Origin of the sequence: Rhodococcus oxybenzonivorans (assembly GCF_003130705.1) — a bacterium.
GTDB lineage: Bacteria > Actinomycetota > Actinomycetes > Mycobacteriales > Mycobacteriaceae > Rhodococcus_F > Rhodococcus_F oxybenzonivorans.
On record NZ_CP021354.1, the window covers coordinates 4,532,086 to 4,552,063 of the forward strand.

Consider the following 19,978-nt stretch of genomic DNA (forward strand, 5'->3'; position numbering starts at 1 on the left):
CGTGCGCCTTTTCGGTAGCTGGGACTACCGAAAAGGCGCACGGGCGGAAGCCAGGGCACTCAGCGTTTCGGCGCTGCTGTAGCGGGGCTGCCAGCCGAGGTTCTTCTTCGCCTTCGAGGTGTCCATCACCACGGACGTACGCCCGGTGTGCAGCCATTCCACTATTGCCGGTACCCCCGGGAGCCATTCGAGGGCTGCCGAGGTGGCCTGTGCGACGGCCAAGGGGATTCGGACAGGCCTCGCACCCAACGCTGTCGCCACCTCGGACAGCGACACGGTTCCGTCTCCGGCGATGTTGTAGGCGCCGGGCGGTGCGTCCGTGGTGACCGCCGCGTCGATCGCCGCGGCCACGTCGTCGTGGTGGACCAGTTGCAGCGGGATGCCGGGGTCGGGAAAGAGCGGGCGCGGAAGGGGCAGCGCACCGACGACCTTCGTCACGAATCCGGGCAGGCGATCGGCGAGCTGACGCCACGGCATGGCGTCGGCCAGCGCGGTGGCGTTCGGTCCGGCGACGATGCACGGCCGGAGCACGAACACCTCGAGCCCGTTGCCGTCGGTGATCTCTGCCAGCACCGTCTCGAGTTCGGCCTTCTGTTCCGAGTAGTAGTGCTGCCGGGATCCTCGGGTGGGCACGTCCTCGGTGAGCGGGGTCGGATTGTCGGGATGATACCCGTAGGCCGCCACCGAGGAGGTATACACCAACCGAGTGGGGCGGGCGGCCGCGACAGCGGCTTCGAAGACGTTTCGCGTTCCGGTGAGGTTGATCCGGTTGCTGTCGGCTCGCGATCCCATGATGAGGAATGCGAGGTGAACAACCACATCGGCTTCACCGACGAATCGTTCGACCGCGGCGCGGTCGAGGATGTCACCTTGCCGATATTCCGTCTTGTTCCATCCGCGCTCGCCTGGGTCGAACGGCCGTCGCGCCATGCCGAGGATCCGGTCGACGGTGGGGTCGTTCTCGAGCGCGGCAACTGCGGCGAGGCCGATCTCGCCGGTGGGGCCGGTGACAGCAACGGTGATGCCCATGGGTTCCACATTTCCCCGTGGAGGCCGTATCGAAACTTCCGCCTCGGTGCGGCCGAGCACGCTGTTAGCGTGGTCGGCAGACTCTGCACGGCAACCGAGGGGACAGCCATGACGTTCAGTCTTGCTCTCACGCCAGCTCAGAAGGATCTCGTCGAGCGGACGCACAGTTTCGCCGAAGACGTGATCCGGCCGGTCGCCGCCGAGTACGACCGCAAGCAGGAGTTCCCGTGGGACGTCCTCGAGAAGGCGGCAGCAGAGGGGTTCTACAGTCCACTGTTCTACCGCGACCTGATCGGTGATCCGACGGGATTGTCGTTGCCGTTGTTCATGGAGGAACTGTTCTGGGGTTGTGCGGGAATAGGACTCGCGGTCGTGATGCCGGCCCTCGCCTTGTCGTCGATCGGCCAGGCCGCGACTCCGGAGCAGATGCTCCGGTGGGCGCCCGAATGCTTCGGGCAGCCGGGCAACCTGAAACTCGCAGCCCTGTGCATCTCGGAACCGGAGGGCGGAAGCGACGTGCGGAACTTGCGGACCACCGCGAAGCGGGACGGTGACGAATGGGTCATCGAAGGTCACAAGATGTGGATCGGGAACGGCGGCATCGCGGACGTGCACGTCGTCAATGCGACGGTCGACCCCGACCTCGGTCATCGCGGACAGGCGCTGTTCGTCGTGCCCGGCGGCACGCCGGGTATCGAGCTGGTGCGCAAACTCGACAAGCTCGGGTGCCGCGCGTCCCACACCGCCGAGCTGAAATTCCATCAGGTGCGGGTGCCGGCGGATCATCTCCTCGGCGGTGACGACAAGCTGCAGAGCCGCATGAAGAAGGCTCGAGAAGTGCAGGAGCAGGTTGCGACAGGTGCACCGCGCCGGAAGTCGGCGACACTCGGCACGTTCGAGCAGACACGTCCCATGGTTGCCGCGCAGGCGCTGGGAATCGCCAGGGCAGCACTCGAATACGCAACCGAGTACGCGAACCGTCGCGAAGCCTTCGGTGGTCCGATCATCGACAACCAAGGCATTTCGTTCCCGCTGGCCCAACTCGCCACCGAGATCGATGCGGCGCGGCTGCTGACGTGGCGGGCATCGTGGATGGCTGCGGCCGGCGTCGAGTTTCGGCACGGCGAGGGCTCGATGGCCAAGCTCGCGGCCTCGGAGGTCGCGGTGAAGACGACGGAACGCGCGCTGCAGACGATGGGCGGCTGGGGTTACATCAGCGACCACCCGGTGGAGAAGTGGTACCGGGATGCCAAGCTGTACACCATTTTCGAGGGCACCAGCGAGATTCAGCGGATGGTGATCGGGCGGGCACTGGGAGCAGCAGACGGCGCCCCTCCCCTACATTTCGATCAGGCGACCGAGGGAACCGCGTTCAATCGGCGCTTCGGCCGGGGAACGTCGGTGCGCACCAAGGCAGGCGAATTCGCGATGTCCATGAAGGATCGGATGCCCGAGTCGGCGCAGCGACTGGCGATGCGCGTACTGGCGCCGCCGAAAAAGTGATCAGGTCCAGAGTGCGGCCACCAGAACGGTGACGACGGCCAAGCCCCCGACCACGTGCACCAGCCCCGGCTTCTCCTGCCCGCGCTTCTGCCTGCCGCGCAGAATCTCGGCGAGCGCCACCACCACGAGGGACAGCAGAAGTTTCACACCGATCTTGACGTGGTTGTACTCCTTGTCGAGCGCCCCTTCACCGAGTCCGACGAGGATCAGTCCGGTGACGAACTGGAGCCGGGCACCCCACACGATCACCTCGGAGATCCGCGGAGCCGACAACACAGCGAAGTAGCCACCCACGAGTGCCGCCATCCCGAGGAGGTGGCCTACGAAAACAATGTTGTACACGACAGACATATGCGGAAGCCTAGCGGCCGAATCAGACCTTCACGATGCCTGCCTCGATCGCGGCCTCCCGATACGACGCGGCGAGAGTAGTGACGGTTTCGTGCGCGTTGAGCCCACTCGGATTGGGCACCAGCCACAGGGCAGCCCCGTCCAGATCACCCGGCTGCCTTCCCTTCTTCGCCGCACGCTCGCGGAACGCCGTCCGGTACGCCGTGATTCCGGCAACCGCTACGACGTGCGGGCGGGTGCCGCGCACCACCGCGCGAAGTCGCTCGGCGCCGACCGCCAACTCGTCGGCAGTCAGCTCGTCGGCCTTGGCGGTGGCGCGCACCGCCATATTGGTGATGCCGACTCCCCGCTCGATCAGGTGGTCCCGGTCGGCGTCCGACATCCCGGCGGTGGGGTCGATAGGCCGGTCGATGATTCCGGCGGCCAGCAGAGCCGGGTAGAACCGGTTACCCGGTCTCGCGAAGTGCGCCCCGGTGGCGGCGGTCCACAGTCCCGGGTTGATACCGACGAAAAGCAACCGGCATCCGGGTCCGATCAGGTCCGGAACTTCTGCGCCGCGGTACGACTCGAGCTCGGCACGCGTGAATCTCACAGTCGCCCGGCACCCATGAGACCCGCAACGGTGTCGGCGAGCGTCTCCGACGAATCGCGGTACTCGACACCGAGTTCCACCTCACTGGGCCGGTCGTCAGTGTCCGGCATCCGCGTGTAGTACTCCATCGCCGCTTCGGACACCGGCGTGTCGAAGGGAACGAATCGGTCGACCACATCGACGACGCGTCCGACGAGCCGCAGCGCGCTGTCGGGAACCGGCAGGACACCCATCCGCCGTCCGGTGACGGAGGCGAGCATGTCTGCCACTGCGCTGATCGGGACCCGGGGACCGCCGAGCATGAACCGTCGGGGGCCGTGCCCCGGCTCGAGCAGGGCGGCGTGTGCTGCCGCCACGTCCCGCACGTCGACCATCGTCCACGCCGCACTCCGCCCGGGCAGAAACCGCAGTCGGACGGCGGCCTCGACTCCTTGCGCCGCCTCACCGAACTGGTCGCCCGCGGGCGGGCCGATCACCATCCCCGGGTAGGTGATGGCGATCGGCGCACCGCCCGCCTGCAGGTCACGGGCATACTCCTCCACTCGGGCCTTGCTCTGCCCATAGGCGTCCGAGGGACCGCACACGGGCAGGTCCGGAGAGAGCAGGTCGACGCCGGGCTGGAACAGTGCGGCGATACTCGAGACATAGACAACCGGATCGCAGCCCACGTCGATCGCCGTTCCGAGCACGTTCCGGGCACCGGCGAGGTTGGTCTGCTTCATCTCGTCGGCCCGGCGAGGGTCGACCGCGACGACGGCGGCGGCGTGGACCACCGCGTTGCAGCCGTCCAACCCACGCCGCACCGAATCCGGGTCGGTGATGTCTCCGACCACGTGATCCGAGGTGTCGAGACCGAGCTTCGCCGCGCTGCTCTCGAGTCGAGCAGGATTCCGGACGAGGAAACGCACGTGGTGACCCGCGTCCACCACCGCCTTCGCGCTCCATGCCCCGATGAATCCTGTTCCCCCCGTGACCAGAACTCGCAAGGTGTGTTACACCGTCCCGGCGAGGCGATTGGCGAGGAGACTCGTGAAGTGCGCGGGATCGTCGAGTTCGCCGCCCTCCGCCAACAACGCCATCCCGTAGAGGATTTCGGCCATCTCCTTCAGGCCTTGATCTTCGCTACGTTCGGCGTGCGCCGTCCGCAGAGCCGTCACCAGCGGGTGCTCCGGATTCAGCTCGAGAATGCGCTTGCTGGTCGGCACCGGCTGCCCGGAGGCGCGATACATGCGTTCGAGCGCCGGTGACATGCTGAAAGCATCGCCGACCATGCAGGCCGGAGAGGTGGTCAGTCGCGTCGACAACCGCACCTGCTTGACATGCTCATCGAGAGCTTCGGTCATCCAGGTGAGCAGATCGGCGAAGTCCTTTTCCTTCTCCTCCCGCTCGGACTCGTGAGCCTTCTTGTCGTCCTCGGTGTCGAGATCGACTTCTCCCTTGGCGATCGACTGGAACGACTTGCCATCGAACTCCGGAACCGCGCCTACCCACATTTCGTCGACGGGGTCGGTGAGCAGCAGCACCTCGATGCCTTTTGCACGGAAGGCTTCCATGTGGGGCGAACTTTCGAGCAGCTGGCGCGACTCGCCGGTCGCGTAGTAGATCTGCTCCTGACCTTCCTTCATCCGAGCTACGTAATCCTCGAGCGACGTCAACTCTTCGTCGCTGTGGGTCGACGCGAAAGACGAGATGGACAGCAACGTCTCACGGTTGTCGGTGTCGGACAGCAGGCCTTCCTTGATCGCCCGGCCGAATTCGTTCCAGAAGGTGCGGTACTCCTCGGGGCGCTCGTTCTTGATGTCTTTGATCGTCGACAGCACCTTCTTCGTGAGCCGACGGCGGATGGCCCGAATCTGCCTGTCCTGCTGGAGGATCTCGCGAGAGACGTTGAGCGACAAGTCCTGGGCGTCCACGACACCCTTGACGAAGCGCAGGTACTCCGGCATGAGCTGGTCGCAGTCGTCCATGATGAAGACGCGCTTGACATAAAGCTGCACACCGACCTTGGCGTCCCGCATGAACAGGTCGAACGGTGCGTGGGTGGGGATGAACAGCAGCGCCTGGTACTCGAACGTGCCCTCCGCCTTCATGGGAATGACTTCGAGGGGATCGTCCCAGGCGTGGGCGACGTGCTTGTAGAACTCCTTGTACTCGTCCTCGGAGACCTCGTCCTTCGAGCGGGCCCACAGGGCCTTCATGGAGTTGATCGTCTCGTCCGAGATGGTGACCTGTTCCTCACCGCCTTCCTCGGCGGGCGGGGTCTTGCGCTCCACCTGCATCCGGATCGGCCACGCGATGAAGTCGGAATAGCGCTTGACGAGTTCCTTGATCTTCCATTCCGACGTGTAGTCGTGGAGGTGATCCTCGGTGTCCTCAGGCTTGAGGTGCAGCGTGACGGAGGTGCCCTGCGGTGCCTCGTCGAGCGTTTCGATCGTGTAGGTGGCCTCGCCGGCGGACTCCCAACGCGTCGCCGAACTCTCCCCCGCCTTCCGGGTCACCAGCGTGACCTTGTCGGCGACCATGAACGAGGAATAGAACCCGATGCCGAACTGGCCGATCAACTCTTCGGAGGCGGCGGCGTCCCGCGCCTCACGCAACTTGCTGCGCAGTTCCGCGGTGCCGGACTTGGCGAGCGTGCCGATGAGGTCGATCACCTCATCGTGCGACATACCGATGCCGTTGTCGCGGATGGTGAGTGTGCGCGCGTCTTTGTCCGTTTCGATCTCGATGTGCAGATCGGAGGTGTCGACGTCGAGGTCCTTGTTGCGGTAGGCCTCGAGCCGGAGTTTGTCCAACGCGTCGGACGCATTGGAGATCAGCTCGCGCAGGAACGAGTCCTTGTTGGAGTAGATCGAGTGGACCATGAGGTCGAGCAGCTGACGAGCCTCCGCCTGGAACTCGAGCTGCTCGCGGCGCGGTGCGCCGCTCTCCACCGTTTGTGCGTTCACTTCGATTCCCTTCGACAGCAGAACCCTGGACACAGAGTCGTTTTTCGGAATGATATCCCGTCGGGATACGGCGATTTCATGGTGTCGGCACGGCGGGTTCACCGGTATCCGGTGACGTCGGCGGGCATGCCGGCGTCCTGTACTTCGTCCATGTATCGCCAGCAGTCGGGCCGACTACCGTCGAGGTCGTCGAAGTCGTACACCTTCGCCAGTTGGCCGCTGGACAACGACTGCCCATTCCACCTCGATACGTCCGGATCCTGGGCGAGCGCTGCCACCGCCCGTCCGACGAAGGCGGGACTCTCGGAGATCGCGAAATGCGGGACACGCTCGGTGGCGTCACGCCAGTTCGCCTCGGTGACACCGAACGCCTCGAGCATCATCTCCGAACGCAACCATCCCGGCGTGAGCGACACCGCCGTCGACCTGTGGGGCGGGAGCTCGTGCGCCAGCGCGAACGCCATTCTGTTCACCGAGGCTTTCGCCAGGTCGTAGAAGAAGGACACCCGGTAGTGGGCGGAGTTGTACTGGTCGGTTCCGTCGGTGACCTCGACCACCAGCCCGCCCGGACTCTCGATCAGCAGCGGAAGAGCGAAGTGACTGGTAACCGCGTGAGTTTCCACGCCGTGTCGCAGATAGTGGAGGCCGATGTCGAGGGAAGACTCCCAGACCGTCTTGTCCCACTCCATGGTGGTGGCGCCCCAGATGTCGTTGACGAGCACGTGCAGGGCTCCTTGTTCGTCGCGGATGCGGTCGACGAGGGCACGCACCTCGTCGGGTACCAAGTGATCGACCCGGACAGCGATGCCGCGTCCACCTGCGTCGTCGACGAGTTCGGCGGTCTCCTCGATCGTCTCCGGCCGGTTCATCTCGGACGGCTGGGTGCGGGTAGTACGCCCGGTGACGTAGACGGTGGCTCCCGCGGCACCCAATTGCACAGCAATTCCACGGCCCGCTCCCCTGGTCCCTCCGGCCACCAGGGCAACCTTGCCCGTCAACGGCTTCTCCATGTCTCGAACCTAACGCCGTCGAGGCCGTCCGCGGAGGCTAATCGAATACGACTCGACGAACCGCCGAGCCGGTCGCGGAAACGTAATCTACTTCTGTGCAAGCGCCGTAGGCTTGCAAGATGGAACGAACTTCGGCGAGGTGACCGGCGTGACCGAACTGATCCTAGGACCACTTCTGCGGCACGTGGGCAGGTGTGACGCGACAGTGTGGGTGGAGACTTCCGGACCGTGCACGGTCGGCGTACTCGGTCACACCGAGCACACGTGGGAGGTCGCCGGCCACCACTACGCGCTGGTGATGGTGGACGGGCTGGACGCCGGGTCGAGCACGCCCTACGAGGTCACCCTCGACGACCGCCGGGTCTGGCCGCTGCCCGACGCGAAACCGTCGACCATCCGCACCCTCGCCGACGACGGTTCGCTGGTGCTCGTCTTCGGTTCGTGCCGTTTCGCCACCATGTCCACCACGGAGGACAACAACCACCTCGGCGCCGACGCTCTCGATGCCTTCGCGTTGAGGATGGCGGAAAAACCCGAGAACGAGTGGCCTAATGCTCTCCTGTTACTCGGCGACCAGGTGTACGCCGACGAACTGTCCGCCGAAACCGAGCGCCGGCTCGCCGAGATCCACGATTTGAGCGAGCCGCCGGGACCGCAGGTCCGTAACTACGAGGAATACACCTGGCTGTATGCGGAGTCGTGGTCCGACCCGCAGGTGCGCTGGCTGATGTCGACCGTGCCGACGTCGATGATCTTCGACGACCACGACGTTCGTGACGATTGGAACACCTCGCAGTCGTGGCGGGACGAACTCGAGGCCACTTCGTGGTGGGAGGAGCGGATCGTCGGCGCGTTGTCGTCGTACTGGGTCTACCAGCACCTGGGCAATTTGGGACCCGCGGAACTTGCCGAAAACGAACTGTATCAACGTGTTCGGAACCATGGCGGTGACGTGGAACCGATCCTCCGCGAGTTTGCATCCGCCGCCGACGAGGAAGCCGACGGCGCCAAGGGTGCGCAATGGTCCTATCGCCGCGACCTCGGGCCGGCGCGGCTCCTCGTCATCGATTCACGCTGTGGACGCGTCCTCACCGACGGCCGGCGTGAGATGGTGTCCGATCCGGAGTTCACCTGGATCGAGCGCCAAACTCGGGGAGACTACGACCACCTCCTCGTCGGGACGTCGTTACCGTGGCTGCTGCCGCGCGCGCTGCACGACCTCGAATCGTGGGACGAGCGTCTGGCCGAGGGCAGCCGGGGACCACGCCTGGCCGCCCTGGCCGAGAAGATCCGGCGTGGGGCCGATCTCGAACACTGGGCGGCATTCCGCAATTCGTTCGATCGACTCACCAGATTGTTCGGCGACGTCGGCCGCGGCCAGTGCACCGGCCCGGGCGGGCGGGCGCCGTCCACCATTTCCGTGCTGTCCGGGGACGTGCACCACGCGTACGTCGCGGAGGCACACTATCCGGAGCCGACTCAGTCGCACGTCTACCAACTGACATGTTCGCCGCTGCACAACTACGTGCCTGCCGCGATGAAGGTGGCCTTCCGCATCTCGTGGCGGCGCGCCACCGAACGGACGATCCGCTTCATTCTGGGCCGGGTCTCGAAGGTTCCGCCGGTGCCGATCGAGTGGAGCAAGGTCACGGGACCGTTCTTCGGCGATCAGGTGGCCACCCTCCGACTGGACGGCAGGGCTGCTCACCTCGTCATGGAACAAGCGAGCACTGACAATGCGGGTACCCCTCAGTTCACCACCATGGCCGATCTCGTGCTGTCGACGGCGGACGATTCGGTGCCTAGCGCTTCTCGGCCTCCGCTTTGAGCTGTGCCAGGCCCTTGTCGAAGTCCTTGCCTACGAGCTTGTCCATGTTCACGATGAAGCCGAAGAGTTTCAGCATCCGATTCTTCCGGCCGGTCATCTGCCAGCGGACCGTCGTCCTGGCACTGTTCGGCTCGAGGAGGAACGTCGTGACGTTCTGCGCCGAAAACGGCTTCTGAAATTCCAGGTCGAGGACGACCTGGGTATCGGGTACCGATTTCGTGATCGACATCGAGCCTTTGCCCGCCTTGCGATTGCCTTCCCAGCTGTAGGTGGCGCCCACCCCGGAATCCGGCCCTGTGTAGGTCCGCCGCAGATTCGGGTCGACTCCTTCCCATGGCGACCACGCCGTCCATCGGTGGAAGTTGTCGATGAGGGGAAACACGGTTCCCGGGCTTGCATCGATCACGATGGATCGCTCGACGCGGAACTCGTCGGAAGTCTTCGGTGCCAACACTGCCTCCGTTTCGTCACTCGAGAAGCCAGGTCGCTCGAACCGACCCTGCCGGTACCGCCCGAAGTCGGGGCGTCGCGCGGTATCGTCGAGGACGACCCGTACGACATGCTGTGGTAGGGGGTGCGACATCGTCAGCGACTCGATCCGAAATATCGCTCTGGTGGGACATCAGGGTAACGGTAAGACGAGCCTCGCGGAGGCAATGCTGTTTCGTGCTGGTGTCGTCACACGTCCGGGGCGCGTCGAGAACGGCAACACCGTGCTCGACACCCAACCGGAAGAGCACGACCGTACCCAGTCGCTGACTCTCGGACTGGCGTCGTTCGAGTGGTCCGATTGCCGGATCAACCTCCTCGATGCGCCCGGTTACGCCGATTTCATCGGTGATGCGATGACGGCGCTGCATGTCGCCGACGTGGCCGTATTCGTCGTCGACGGGGTCAGCGGTCTGCAGGTCAACGACGAATTGCTCTGGCAGGCGGCGGCGGAACGTTCGATTCCCCGGATCGTCTTCATCAACAAGATGGACAAGGAGAGGGCATCGTTCGATCAGACGCTGGCAGGTCTCCGAGACCATTTCGGCGCCGGCGTGGAACCGCTCGATCTGCCGGTCGGTGAGGCGTCGGAGTTCACGGGCGTCGCCGATCTCCTCAGCGAGCACGTCATTCTCTACGACACCGGATCCGCAACCACCAGCGACGAACTCCCCGCGGACATCGCCGACCGCGAGCACGAGCAGCACGAACACCTCGTGGAGGACGTCGTCGAGATCGAGGACGATCTGCTGGCCCGATACCTCGACGGTGATGCCATCAGTGTTCCCGAACTCGAGCACGCACTGCGCCGGGGATTCGCCGGCGGCTCCCTGTGGCCGGTGCTGTGCGGTTCGGCGACCGAGGCGATCGCGATCGACCGGCTGCTGGACTTCCTGTGTCACATCGCGCCGGCGCCTTCGGAGGTGCCCGGTGTCGAGGTACGCAACGGGAACGGATCCGACTCGGTGGCGTGTGATCCTTCCGGTGATCAACTGGCGTTCGTCTTCAAGACGCAGACCGACGAATACGTTGGCCAGGTTGCGCTGATGAAAGTCCTCTCCGGCACGCTCCACGCCGATGATGTTCTCGTCGACCAGCGAACCGGCACCAAGGAACGCCTCCACAACTTGCTCCGGGTTCTGGGCAGCAAACACACCCCGATCGACACCGCAGTTGCCGGCGACATCGTGGGGGCGATCAAACTCACCGACGTCACAACCGGTGACACCCTCGCGCCGATCGGGTCCTCGCTCACGGTCACACCGGTCGAACACAAACGCCCGGTCTACGGAATCGCCGTCGCCGCCGACAGCGCGGGGGACGAAGACAAGTTGTCGACCGCCCTGGCCGAGCTGGTGGGTGACGATCCGACTCTAGAAGTGGTCCGCGACAGCGAAACCCATCAGACCGTGCTGCGGGGGGCGGGTGACGTCCACGTCCAGGTGGCCCTCACCCGCCTGCAGCGGCGATACGGCATCACCGTCCGCACCGAACCCGTGAAAATCGCCTACCGGGAAACACTGCTCGCCCCGGTCGAGACGGAAGGCAGGCACAAGAAGCAGAGCGGCGGTCACGGACAGTTCGGTGTCGCGACCGTCCGGTTCGAACCTCTCCCCCGCAACGGTGGCTACGAATTCGTCGACGCCACGCGGGGCGGCGTGATCCCCAAGTCGCTCATCCCCGCGGTGGGCAAAGGTGTTGCCGAATCGATGGAACGCGGCGGGCGACACGGGTTTCCGCTCGTCGACCTACGGGCGACGGTTCTGGACGGCAAACACCATTCCGTCGATTCGGACGATTTCAGCTTCCGGATGGCCGGGGCACTCGCTCTGCGCGCCGCCATCGACAAGGTGGGCACGCTGATCCTCGAACCCGTCGACCATGTCGAGGTCACGGTGCCCTCCTCCCTCCAGGGTGATGTGATGGCAGACCTCGGGCGGCGGCGTGGCCAGATCGAGGGCACCGAGCCCGCGGGAGACGGAGAAGTCACCGTGATCGCCTCGGTGCCCACCAGCGAGGTCGTCGACTACCCCGTCGCCTTGCGCTCGATGACGCATGGACGGGGGCGCCTGGCGCTGTCGTTCGAGCGCTATCAGGAGCGCCCCGACCCCCGGTAGCCGCCACGCCCTCCCCGTAATAGCGGCTCAGTGCGGCGCAGCTTCGTCGCGGCTCCAGGTGTCCGTCTGGGTAAGCCAGAAGAGGTAAGCCAGCGCCGGCACCACCGTCACCGCGGCGAGGCCGACGACCACAAGCAGTCCGATGAGCGTTGCTTTCGCTCCCGCGGCATCGGCGATGAGAACCTGGTCGACGAGAATCCAGGGTGTTGGGCGACGCCCCAGCCGATCACGATCGCTACCGCGGCGACCAGCGCAGTGATCCGGGCGGCACCGAAGCGGCTCCGCCACAACAAGATCAGTGTGGCGACACCGGCGAGCGCTGAGCCGTGTCCCTCGGCTGCCTCACCGTCGAATCATCCGGTGGTCGAACCCTGGTGTTCATCTTCGACGAAAGCGGAAACGTCGTCGGCCGTATGGTAAACGGACGCGTCGACGGCAACCAGGTCGTGGCCTCACACCACAACGTCGTCACCGCCTCCTCCCGGGCAGTGACCACACTGACCGACACCGCCCGCATCGATACCCCGATCACCGAGCACACCGTTGCGTCGATCTCGAATAACCCGGACAGCGGCGCCACCTCGATCTGGTTCAACAGCGGCCGCTCGAACAGCTACGTGTCCGTGCTGTCGCCGCCCTGGTGCCACCCGTGTTCCCCGCGTACGCCCGAATCTTCCACCCCGCAACCACCCTTGACGACGAGCCGGTGCGTTGGGCAGCTGTCGCCGAAGCCAACGGCACCCTCGCGCACCCCGTCATGGAATGGGGGTCCATCGTGGGTAGCTGGCACACCAGCGAACAGGATGGTCTGTGGCACGACGCCCCGGTCACCGACTCGTTGCCTGCGCGAACAACACGCGCGCTGGCCGACATTCTTCGACGTTTCAGGTCCACACCGGAGCTGTGCTGGTTCGCCCACTGGGAAGGATCCGGATTCCTCACCGTTCCGTCGAACTACGCGCAGCTGCCCATGCCCAACCGCAGGATGGCCCTGTTCTCGGGAGGAATCGATCTGGCTGATACCCGGTTCGGGGCCAATAAGTGGTTCCCGGACGGGATGAGCCCGCATTTGTGGTGGCCCGATGATCGGGCATGGTGTGTGGCGAAGGACATCGACCTCATGACGACGTATGTGGGAGCATGACGCGATTGCGTAGATGCCGTTGTCGCTGCCCCAGGTGCTCGGCGCAGGCCTCGCCCGATGGCCGAACCGGTAACGGCCGGCGCGATGTTGCAAGCGGATCGCCTATCGGAGACGCACGCCACTGACAGGCAACTGGTACGAAATCGAGAAACTGACGGACACCGATCGCGAGAACCAAGCATCATCATTGTAGATTTCCGCCGGTCCTGTCAGTCACACGCCGCGATGACTGTGAGTTCTCGATGTCATGTCAGTGCTTAATTCCTACGAAATTGTGAGGATTCTCAGCACGGTCGCTATCGGGGTGCCTTGAGTGTGCGAGGGCGACCACAGCGCCAGGCCGCTGCGCGTCGAGCAGGTACCGAACTCCAGTCCGTAATAGGAAGAGCTTCGCCCGATTTCCTCCTTTGTGGGTGATCCCGACTCGGTGTTGTGCGTGATTCGCTGAATTCGCGGGCGCGGGCCCGCTCACCACGAGTGTGGAGCGCGCCGCACGTCCGGTCCTCGACCGCAGGAAGGATAGAGCTGATGGGCATTAGCGCGGATCCGATTCCGGGGGGCGATACACTGCCGTTCCCACCGACTCCGTCGGGAAGTATCGCGGGCCGCACCATGGCCGAGTCGGTGTACAACCCCCGCCCGGAGGAGCGGCGCCTGCCGTCCGACGCCCCGAACATCCTCGTCGTTCTCATTGATGACGCCGGACCCGGGCTGCCGAGTGGTCTCGGCGGTGAGGTGAACACTCCGACCCTCGACGCGATGTTGCACGAGGGCATCGGGTACAACCGATTCCATACCACCGCAATGTGTTCGCCGACCCGCGCATCGTTGCTGACCGGCCGCAACCACCACCGTGTCGGGAACGGGCAGATCGCCGAGCTGGCCAACGACTGGGACGGCTACTCCGGCCACATTCCGAAGTCGAGCGCTACGGGAGCCGAGGTGCTGCGCCACTACGGCTACAGCACCGCCGCCTTCGGCAAATGGCACAACACCCCCGCCGAGGAGACCACCGCGGCCGGCCCGTTCGACAACTGGCCCACAGGTGTCGGGTTCGAGTACTTCTACGGATTCCTCGCCGGCGAGGCGTCGCAGTACGAGCCGAACCTGGTGCGGAACACGACGGTGGTGCTGCCCCCGAAGACCCCGGAGCAGGGCTACCACCTCAGTGAGGACCTCGCGGACGACGCCATCGGCTGGCTGCGCAGGCACAAGGCCTTCGACGCCGACAAACCGTTCTTCATGTACTGGGCCAGCGGCTGTCTGCACGGACCGCACCACATCATGAAGCCGTGGGCCGACAAGTACGCCGGGAAGTTCGACGACGGCTGGGATGCCTACCGGGAGCGTGTCTTCACGAAGGCGAAGGAGAAGGGCTGGATTCCCCCCGAAGCGGAGCTGACCGACCGGGATCCGACGATGGCCGCCTGGGACGACATTCCCGAAGACGAGAAACCGTTCCAGCGCCGGCTGATGGAGGTCGCCGCCGGATACGCCGAGCACTGTGACGTTCAGGTGGGCAGGCTGTTCGACGAACTCGAACGTCTGGGCTACCGGGACGACACGCTGGTCCTGTACATCTGGGGCGACAACGGTTCCTCCGGGGAGGGGCAGAACGGCACCATCAGCGAACTACTCGCCCAGAACGGAATCCCGACCACCCCCGCGCAGCACATCGCGGCGCTCGAGGAGCTCGGCGGACTCGACGTCCTGGGTTCCCCGAAGACCGACAACATGTACCACGCCGGCTGGGCGTGGGCGGGCAGCACACCGTACAAGGGGATGAAGCTGCTGGCCTCCCATCTCGGTGGCACCCGCAACCCGATGCTGATCCGGTGGCCGGCCAAGATCGCCCCCGACCCCACACCACGCACCCACTTCCTGCACTGCAACGACGTGGTACCGACGCTGTACGACATCGTCGGGATCACCCCTCCGCGGACGGTGAACGGGATACCGCAGGACCCGATAGACGGTGCCAGCTTCGCGCCGACCCTCCTTGACCGCGACGCGGCGGCGGGAAAGCTCACCCAGTACTTCGAGATCATGGGTAGCCGGGCGATCTACCACGACGGCTGGATGGCCTCGGCGTTCGGGCCGCGGGCACCCTGGTTGCCGGGCACACCTGGCGGCATCCGTGATTGGAGCCCGGACGACGACACCTGGGAGCTCTACCACCTCGACGAGGACTGGACCCAGAGCCGCGACCTCGCCGAGCAGCATCCGGACAAGCTCGCGCAGCTACGGGAACTCTTCGTGATCGAGGCCGCGAAGAACAATGCGCTCCCGGTCGGCGGCGGGCTGTGGGTGGTCGCACTGCATCCCGAGCAGCGGATCACCACCCCGTATACGAGCTGGGAATTCTCCGGCGACATCACCCGGATGCCCGAATTCTGTGCACCCGCACTCGGCAACAAGAACAACCGCGTCACGATCGATTTGACCGTCCCCGACAACGCCGCCGGAGTGCTGTACGCGCTGGGCGGTGCGGGCGGGGGCCTTACCTGTTACATCGACGACGGCCACCTCTGTTACGAATACAACTTGTTCATCATTCAGCGCACCAAGATCCGCTCGGCAACCCCGATTCCGCCGGGTAGACGCACCATCGAGGTGATCACCGACTACGCCGAACCCCGGCCCGGGGGGCCGCTGAATGTGCGGATGTGCATTAATGGGCAGGAAGTGGGCCGGAGCACCGTGCCCGTCAGCGCACCCCTGCTGTTCACCGCGAACGACTGCCTCGACATCGGCACCTGCCTCGGCTCCCCGGTCTCTCTCGACTACTACGACCGTGCCCCGTTCCCGTTCACCGGCACCATCGACAAGGTGGTGGTCGAATACCCGTGACGGCTGGCAACGATCACGGAAGGTCGGCGCCCGCAGCATCGAACACAAAAGTCGGGCACCGCCCGCCCGTCGAGCGGCAAGGCAGCCGGAAGGCCGCTCCCGGTAACCGCGCTGGCCCGAATTTTTCTCCTTTCTGGCTTGCCCGAACTCTCACGTCGACGCGACGCGTCGAGCGGGACCGTCTGGGTAGGCGTGGAGCAGGCGTGCCCGATATTTCCGGAGTATCGGTCGTGTTCAGGCCGCGCCCGGTTCAGCACGGAGCCGGCGCGGCCGACTCGTGTCGAAAGGGGTCAGTGCGCTGCGTCGAACGCTTCCTGGACGTCGGTGGGGATCCGGCCGCGTGCGGACACTTCGTAGCCGCTCGCGGCCGCCCACCCCCGCACCTGCCGGGCCCGCGACCGGGACCGCGCCGAGCCGGCCTTGGCGGTCGGGCGGCGCTCGTCGCCGCCGATCTTGGTGGCATGTTCAATGTAGAAGTCCATCGTTTTGAGGAATTCTCGGGCGTTCTTCGTCTTGAGGTCGATCTCGTAGTCGACACCATTCACCAAGAACGAGTTGTGCTCGCCCTCGCCGGCCTCGATCACACTGCCGTCGAGGTCGTCGACCAGCTCCACGACCATTTTCCGCGCCACGCGTGAACTCCCTTTTCCTCCGGATCCAGCCAGGCAGACACTACTGCCCAGACGACCTGGACAGCCTCCCTGCATCTGGCGGTACCGAAGTCATCTCCGTCACGGGCGCAGCGCTGCGGACGATCTGGACGCTGGGGAGGAGATAAAGGCCAACGGCGCTGTGGCGAATGCCTCATGATCGATCTCAACCTGGAGACCCGTTGACCCGACATCCTGCTTCCTTCAGGAACGATGACCGATCAGTCGGTGAGGCCGTCGTTCATGCCGTCGAAGTCCGCGACGAGACCGTAGTGCAGCGCGCGCTGGGCCAGGCGGGTCCGCTTCTGGCTGGGTGGTGCGTCGCCGACATCGAATCTGCGGAAGAGTTCGCGGAGGTGCGACTTGACGGTCGCCTCGGATAGGTTCAGTTCCTCGGCAATCCGTTTGGTGGACGCCGGAACGGCATAGGGCGCGTTGTCGAGGTAGGGCCGGCACAGTGCCCGTAACACGTTCATCTGGGCGTTTGTCGCGTTCCACATCGGCGGCCGGCTGGTGGCCGTGTGGCTTTCGGCCCGCTTCGTCGTCCGCTGGCCGACACCGCCGAGACCGCACACGGTGAACGTGGTCTCGCCGATCGCGATGAAGTCGCCGCTGTGCAGTCGACGAGATCCGCACAGGCGGGTGCCGTTGACAAATGTTCCATTACGGGAGAGTCCGTTGTCCTCGACCGTCCAGTGCGCGCCCATCCATCTGACCACGGCGTGCAGTGTTGAGACCGATTCGTCCCAGGTGAGCGCGATGTCGGCTTCCTCCGCCCGGCCGATGACAACCAGCGGCGTGTCGACCGACAGGGACAGCTGGAGGGGACGCCCCGCGTTGTCGTCGTAGCACAGGAACGCCTCCCCGGTTCCTTCCGAATCCCTCGAAGTGGACATCGGAGTCCTCTCACCCGCGGCCGAACCGGTGTACTCCATTGTGGTCCTTCCGGCGTGTGCCGACATCCGCATCGGCCGACCCGGTAGGACTACCATTACCTCATCGCACGAGGGCAAGGAACCGACCGCGATGGATCACGACCGTCGGCCGCTGCCCCAGACCCGAGGCGGCGTCGGAGAAGATTCCGCCACCGCAACCCGATCCGGGTTGGCCGTGGCAGTGGCATGCTTCGCCGAGGCGTGGGAGCAGGCTAGTTCCCCGCCGGACCTGGCTGCCTACCTCCCGGAGGTGCCCGGTCTTCGCAGCGTGTGCCTGATCGAGCTGATCAAGGTCGACCTGACGTACCGGTGGCGTCCGGGCGGTCACCGCAAGCGGCTCACGGAGTATGTCGACGAGTTCCCCGAGCTGCGGGCGATGCCATTGCCGCCAGATCTGCTCTATGAAGAGTTCCATTGCCTGCGCCGCACCGGTGTAACGGCCGAGCCGGCACACGATTGCAGGGCCATCCGGTCTGGGTGGCGGACGGGTGACTACCGCAGCACCCTGATCGTCCGTCCGCGCGCCGTCGACGCCCTCGGCAGTTTCGACGTCGGCGACCAAATCGACGATTTCGATCTGTTGCTCGACCTCGGCAGCGGCGCCTTCGCCCGGGTATTTCTGGCCAGACAGCGGTCAATGGAACGGCTGGTGGCGTTGAAGATTTCGCAGGATCATGGCACCGAGCCGCAGACACTCGCCCAACTGGACCACCAGTACATCGTTCGGGTCTTCGACAAGCGACTGCTCGCCGATCGCGACCTGAAGCTGATGTACATGGAATACGTCCCGGGCGGGACGTTGCTGGGAGTTCTGCGGCGCGTCGTTGAAACCCCGGCGGGCCGGCGCAGCGGCAGGATGCTGCTCGACGAACTGGATTCGGTGCTCGGGGAGAAGGGCGTCCGCCCGCACGAGTCCGGTGTCCGCGCCGACCTCACCGGCTTGTCATGGCCGGAAACCGTGGCGTGGCTCGGGCGCAGGCTCGCCGAGGCCCTCGACTACTCCACGCATCACGGCGTTCTGCATCGCGATATCAAGCCGGCGAACGTGCTCATGACCGCCGACGGGGTCCCCAAGCTCGCCGATTTCAACATCAGCTTCAGCAACCACATCGCCGGCGCGAGTCCCGCCGCCTACTTCGGTGGCTCGTTGGCCTACATGTCCCCTGAGCAGTTGGAGGCATGCCATCCGCAGTTGCCCGGCCGCGCCGAAGATCTGGACGGGCGCAGCGATATCTATGCGCTCGGGGTGATGCTGTGGGAGCTGCTTACCGGCCGTCGTCCGTTCGACGACGAAACGGCAGCCGGTGACTCGGCCACTTCCCTCGAGCGGATGCTCGCCCAGCGCCGGCGAGGTATCGGGCGGGCCTCACTTGCCGGGTTGCCACCGGACTGTCCAGCGACCCTGCGCCGGGTGCTGCTGACCTGCCTCGCGCCGCGACCACAGGATCGGTGGTCGTCGAGTGCCGAGCTGACCCAGCAACTTCAACTGTGCCTGGACCCGCGTGCCCGCACTCTCGTCGACCCGCCGCTCGGCAGCTTGCGCGAGCGGCTCGCGTTGCGGCCGGTTCCGATCGCGACGACGGCCGTGGTCGTCGGGCAGCTGCTGGCCGCCGCCTACATCTTCGGACACAACGTCACCCTGCTCAATGCGCACCTCCCCGCCGACGCGAAGCCGGCATTCGCGATCATGACGGTGATCGCCGCGATCGTTGTCCCGGCCGTATTCGGCGGGTTGATTCTCTACGCGTGCCGCAGTGTCATCACCGTGCCGTGGGGAGTGCGGAAGGGAAAGCGGTTCGACGCCGCGGTCCTCGAGAAGTCCCGGTCGGACACCCTTGCATGCGGCGACCGCATCGCGCTGATCACGTTGACCGGGTGGCTCGCAGCTCTGGTCGTTCTCGGCGGCACCATCGTCGTAGTCGCCGACCTCCCCACGGAACTGCTCGCCAACATTTTCGCAACGCACGTCGTCACCGGAATGATCGGCGCCACGTGGCCCTTCTTTCTCGTCACCTTCCATGTGGTGCGCTGGTACTACCCGGCCCTGCTGATGTACGGGACGACGACACCGACCGACGCGGAACAACTTCGTCGGCTGGCTCGTCGAGCCACACAGATCCTTGTGCTGACAGCACTGATTCCACCGGTGGGAGCGGCGGTGGGGACCGCGTTTCTCGATCCGGACGACCTGCACTTGATCATTGGGTCAATCATCTGGTTGAGCATCTGCGGCGCCTGCACTTTCGTCCTTTCATTCGGGCTGTATCGGACGCTCACGGCGGACCTCGCTGCACTCGGTCGGGTGGTCAGCACCGGGCTGCCGCACCGGGGGCGGTCGTCCGCACCGGGTGCCGGGGCCGCGTGAACGGCGGTGTCACCGGACGCGGGGTAGCCATCGGGTGCAAAACCCCAACACCTACGAGGGGCGCCGAGCCACCCTTTCGCTGATGTTCCTGGCCCACGCGGAGCGAAGACTTCTCGGTGTCCACTCCGGTGCTCCGAACTTTCCGCGGAATGCCGCTTCCCATATTC

The 19,978-nt window shown here is 65.3% G+C and carries 16 protein-coding genes; 6 read left to right on the forward strand and 10 right to left on the reverse strand.

Annotated elements, in window-relative coordinates; all coding sequences use genetic code 11:
* Positions 1–24: 24 nt before the first annotated feature.
* Positions 25–1,029 carry an NAD-dependent epimerase/dehydratase family protein gene (locus CBI38_RS21255; protein WP_109331968.1) on the reverse strand — a complete coding sequence of 335 codons (1,005 nt, stop codon included), beginning with the start codon at positions 1,027–1,029 and terminating at the stop codon, positions 25–27.
* A 108-nt stretch (positions 1,030–1,137) separates the two neighbouring features.
* Between CBI38_RS21255 and CBI38_RS21260 the strand changes: the two genes are divergently transcribed.
* Positions 1,138–2,532, forward strand: a complete 1,395-nt coding sequence (locus tag CBI38_RS21260; protein WP_109331969.1) for an acyl-CoA dehydrogenase family protein — start codon at positions 1,138–1,140, stop codon at positions 2,530–2,532.
* On the opposite strand, the gene CBI38_RS21265 is transcribed toward CBI38_RS21260, so the two are convergent.
* From CBI38_RS21265 to CBI38_RS21285, 5 genes are all read right to left on the reverse strand, one after another.
* The gene (locus CBI38_RS21265) at positions 2,533–2,883 is read right to left on the reverse strand and encodes a hypothetical protein (protein ID WP_109331972.1); all 351 of its coding nucleotides are present in this window, start codon (positions 2,881–2,883) and stop codon (positions 2,533–2,535) included. It abuts the gene before it with no gap.
* A 22-nt stretch (positions 2,884–2,905) separates the two neighbouring features.
* A complete protein-coding gene (locus tag CBI38_RS21270) occupies positions 2,906–3,475 on the reverse strand; it encodes a mismatch-specific DNA-glycosylase (protein ID WP_109331973.1) in 570 nt (189 codons plus the stop codon).
* Entirely contained in the window at positions 3,472–4,461 is a 990-nt protein-coding gene (locus tag CBI38_RS21275; protein ID WP_109331974.1) for an NAD-dependent epimerase/dehydratase family protein, read from the reverse strand. Before CBI38_RS21275 ends, CBI38_RS21270 begins: the two co-directional genes overlap by 4 nt.
* 6 nt (positions 4,462–4,467) lie before the next feature.
* Positions 4,468–6,408, reverse strand: coding sequence for a molecular chaperone HtpG (gene htpG, locus CBI38_RS21280; protein WP_257792489.1), 1,941 nt, complete (start codon positions 6,406–6,408; stop codon positions 4,468–4,470).
* A 113-nt stretch (positions 6,409–6,521) separates the two neighbouring features.
* Entirely contained in the window at positions 6,522–7,433 is a 912-nt protein-coding gene (locus tag CBI38_RS21285) for an SDR family oxidoreductase (protein WP_109331985.1), read from the reverse strand.
* Positions 7,434–7,581: 148 nt separating this feature from the next.
* Here CBI38_RS21285 and CBI38_RS21290 point away from each other — a divergent pair, with 148 nt between their 5' ends.
* The gene (locus CBI38_RS21290; RefSeq protein ID WP_109335256.1) at positions 7,582–9,261 is read left to right on the forward strand and encodes an alkaline phosphatase D family protein; all 1,680 of its coding nucleotides are present in this window, start codon (positions 7,582–7,584) and stop codon (positions 9,259–9,261) included.
* On the opposite strand, the gene CBI38_RS21295 is transcribed toward CBI38_RS21290, so the two are convergent.
* Positions 9,236–9,712, reverse strand: a complete 477-nt coding sequence (locus tag CBI38_RS21295; RefSeq protein ID WP_204165006.1) for an SRPBCC family protein — start codon at positions 9,710–9,712, stop codon at positions 9,236–9,238. The genes CBI38_RS21290 and CBI38_RS21295 overlap by 26 nt on opposite strands.
* Before the next feature lie 130 nt (positions 9,713–9,842).
* On the opposite strand from CBI38_RS21295, the gene fusA reads away from it, so the two are divergent.
* Entirely contained in the window at positions 9,843–11,867 is a 2,025-nt protein-coding gene (gene fusA / locus CBI38_RS21300; RefSeq protein ID WP_257792490.1) for an elongation factor G, read from the forward strand.
* Between the two features lie 27 nt (positions 11,868–11,894).
* On the opposite strand, the gene CBI38_RS21305 is transcribed toward fusA, so the two are convergent.
* A complete protein-coding gene (locus CBI38_RS21305) occupies positions 11,895–12,155 on the reverse strand; it encodes a hypothetical protein (protein WP_204164783.1) in 261 nt (86 codons plus the stop codon).
* 361 nt (positions 12,156–12,516) lie between these two features.
* Here CBI38_RS21305 and CBI38_RS21315 point away from each other — a divergent pair, with 361 nt between their 5' ends.
* Positions 12,517–13,011 (forward strand): hypothetical protein, encoded by a 495-nt coding sequence (locus tag CBI38_RS21315; RefSeq protein ID WP_204165007.1) that lies wholly within the window; start codon positions 12,517–12,519, stop codon positions 13,009–13,011.
* A 528-nt stretch (positions 13,012–13,539) separates the two neighbouring features.
* The gene (locus CBI38_RS21320; protein WP_109331992.1) at positions 13,540–15,861 is read left to right on the forward strand and encodes an arylsulfatase; all 2,322 of its coding nucleotides are present in this window, start codon (positions 13,540–13,542) and stop codon (positions 15,859–15,861) included.
* Between the two features lie 290 nt (positions 15,862–16,151).
* Here the strand turns inward: CBI38_RS21320 and CBI38_RS21325 are convergent, their stop codons facing one another.
* Together CBI38_RS21325 and CBI38_RS21330 are read right to left on the reverse strand one after the other, a co-directional pair.
* Positions 16,152–16,493 (reverse strand): histone-like nucleoid-structuring protein Lsr2, encoded by a 342-nt coding sequence (locus tag CBI38_RS21325; RefSeq protein ID WP_109331994.1) that lies wholly within the window; start codon positions 16,491–16,493, stop codon positions 16,152–16,154.
* 239 nt (positions 16,494–16,732) lie between these two features.
* Positions 16,733–17,407, reverse strand: a complete 675-nt coding sequence (locus CBI38_RS21330; protein ID WP_162603259.1) for an FHA domain-containing protein — start codon at positions 17,405–17,407, stop codon at positions 16,733–16,735.
* A gap of 130 nt (positions 17,408–17,537) precedes the next feature.
* Here CBI38_RS21330 and CBI38_RS21335 point away from each other — a divergent pair, with 130 nt between their 5' ends.
* A complete protein-coding gene (locus CBI38_RS21335) occupies positions 17,538–19,811 on the forward strand; it encodes a serine/threonine-protein kinase (protein ID WP_109331996.1) in 2,274 nt (757 codons plus the stop codon).
* Positions 19,812–19,978: the final 167 nt, after the last annotated feature.

Excerpts from the sequence above, each read along its gene's own strand:
- CBI38_RS21255 (WP_109331968.1), bottom strand. The coding sequence starts at position 1,029 with ATGGGCATCACCGTTGCTGTCACCGGCCCCACCGGCGAGATCGGCCTC.
- CBI38_RS21260 (WP_109331969.1), top strand. The coding sequence starts at position 1,138 with ATGACGTTCAGTCTTGCTCTCACGCCAGCTCAGAAGGATCTCGTCGAG.
- CBI38_RS21265 (WP_109331972.1), bottom strand. The coding sequence starts at position 2,883 with ATGTCTGTCGTGTACAACATTGTTTTCGTAGGCCACCTCCTCGGGATG.
- CBI38_RS21285 (WP_109331985.1), bottom strand. The coding sequence starts at position 7,433 with ATGGAGAAGCCGTTGACGGGCAAGGTTGCCCTGGTGGCCGGAGGGACC.
- CBI38_RS21320 (WP_109331992.1), top strand. The coding sequence starts at position 13,540 with ATGGGCATTAGCGCGGATCCGATTCCGGGGGGCGATACACTGCCGTTC.
- CBI38_RS21330 (WP_162603259.1), bottom strand. The coding sequence starts at position 17,407 with ATGTCCACTTCGAGGGATTCGGAAGGAACCGGGGAGGCGTTCCTGTGC.
- CBI38_RS21335 (WP_109331996.1), top strand. The coding sequence starts at position 17,538 with ATGGATCACGACCGTCGGCCGCTGCCCCAGACCCGAGGCGGCGTCGGA.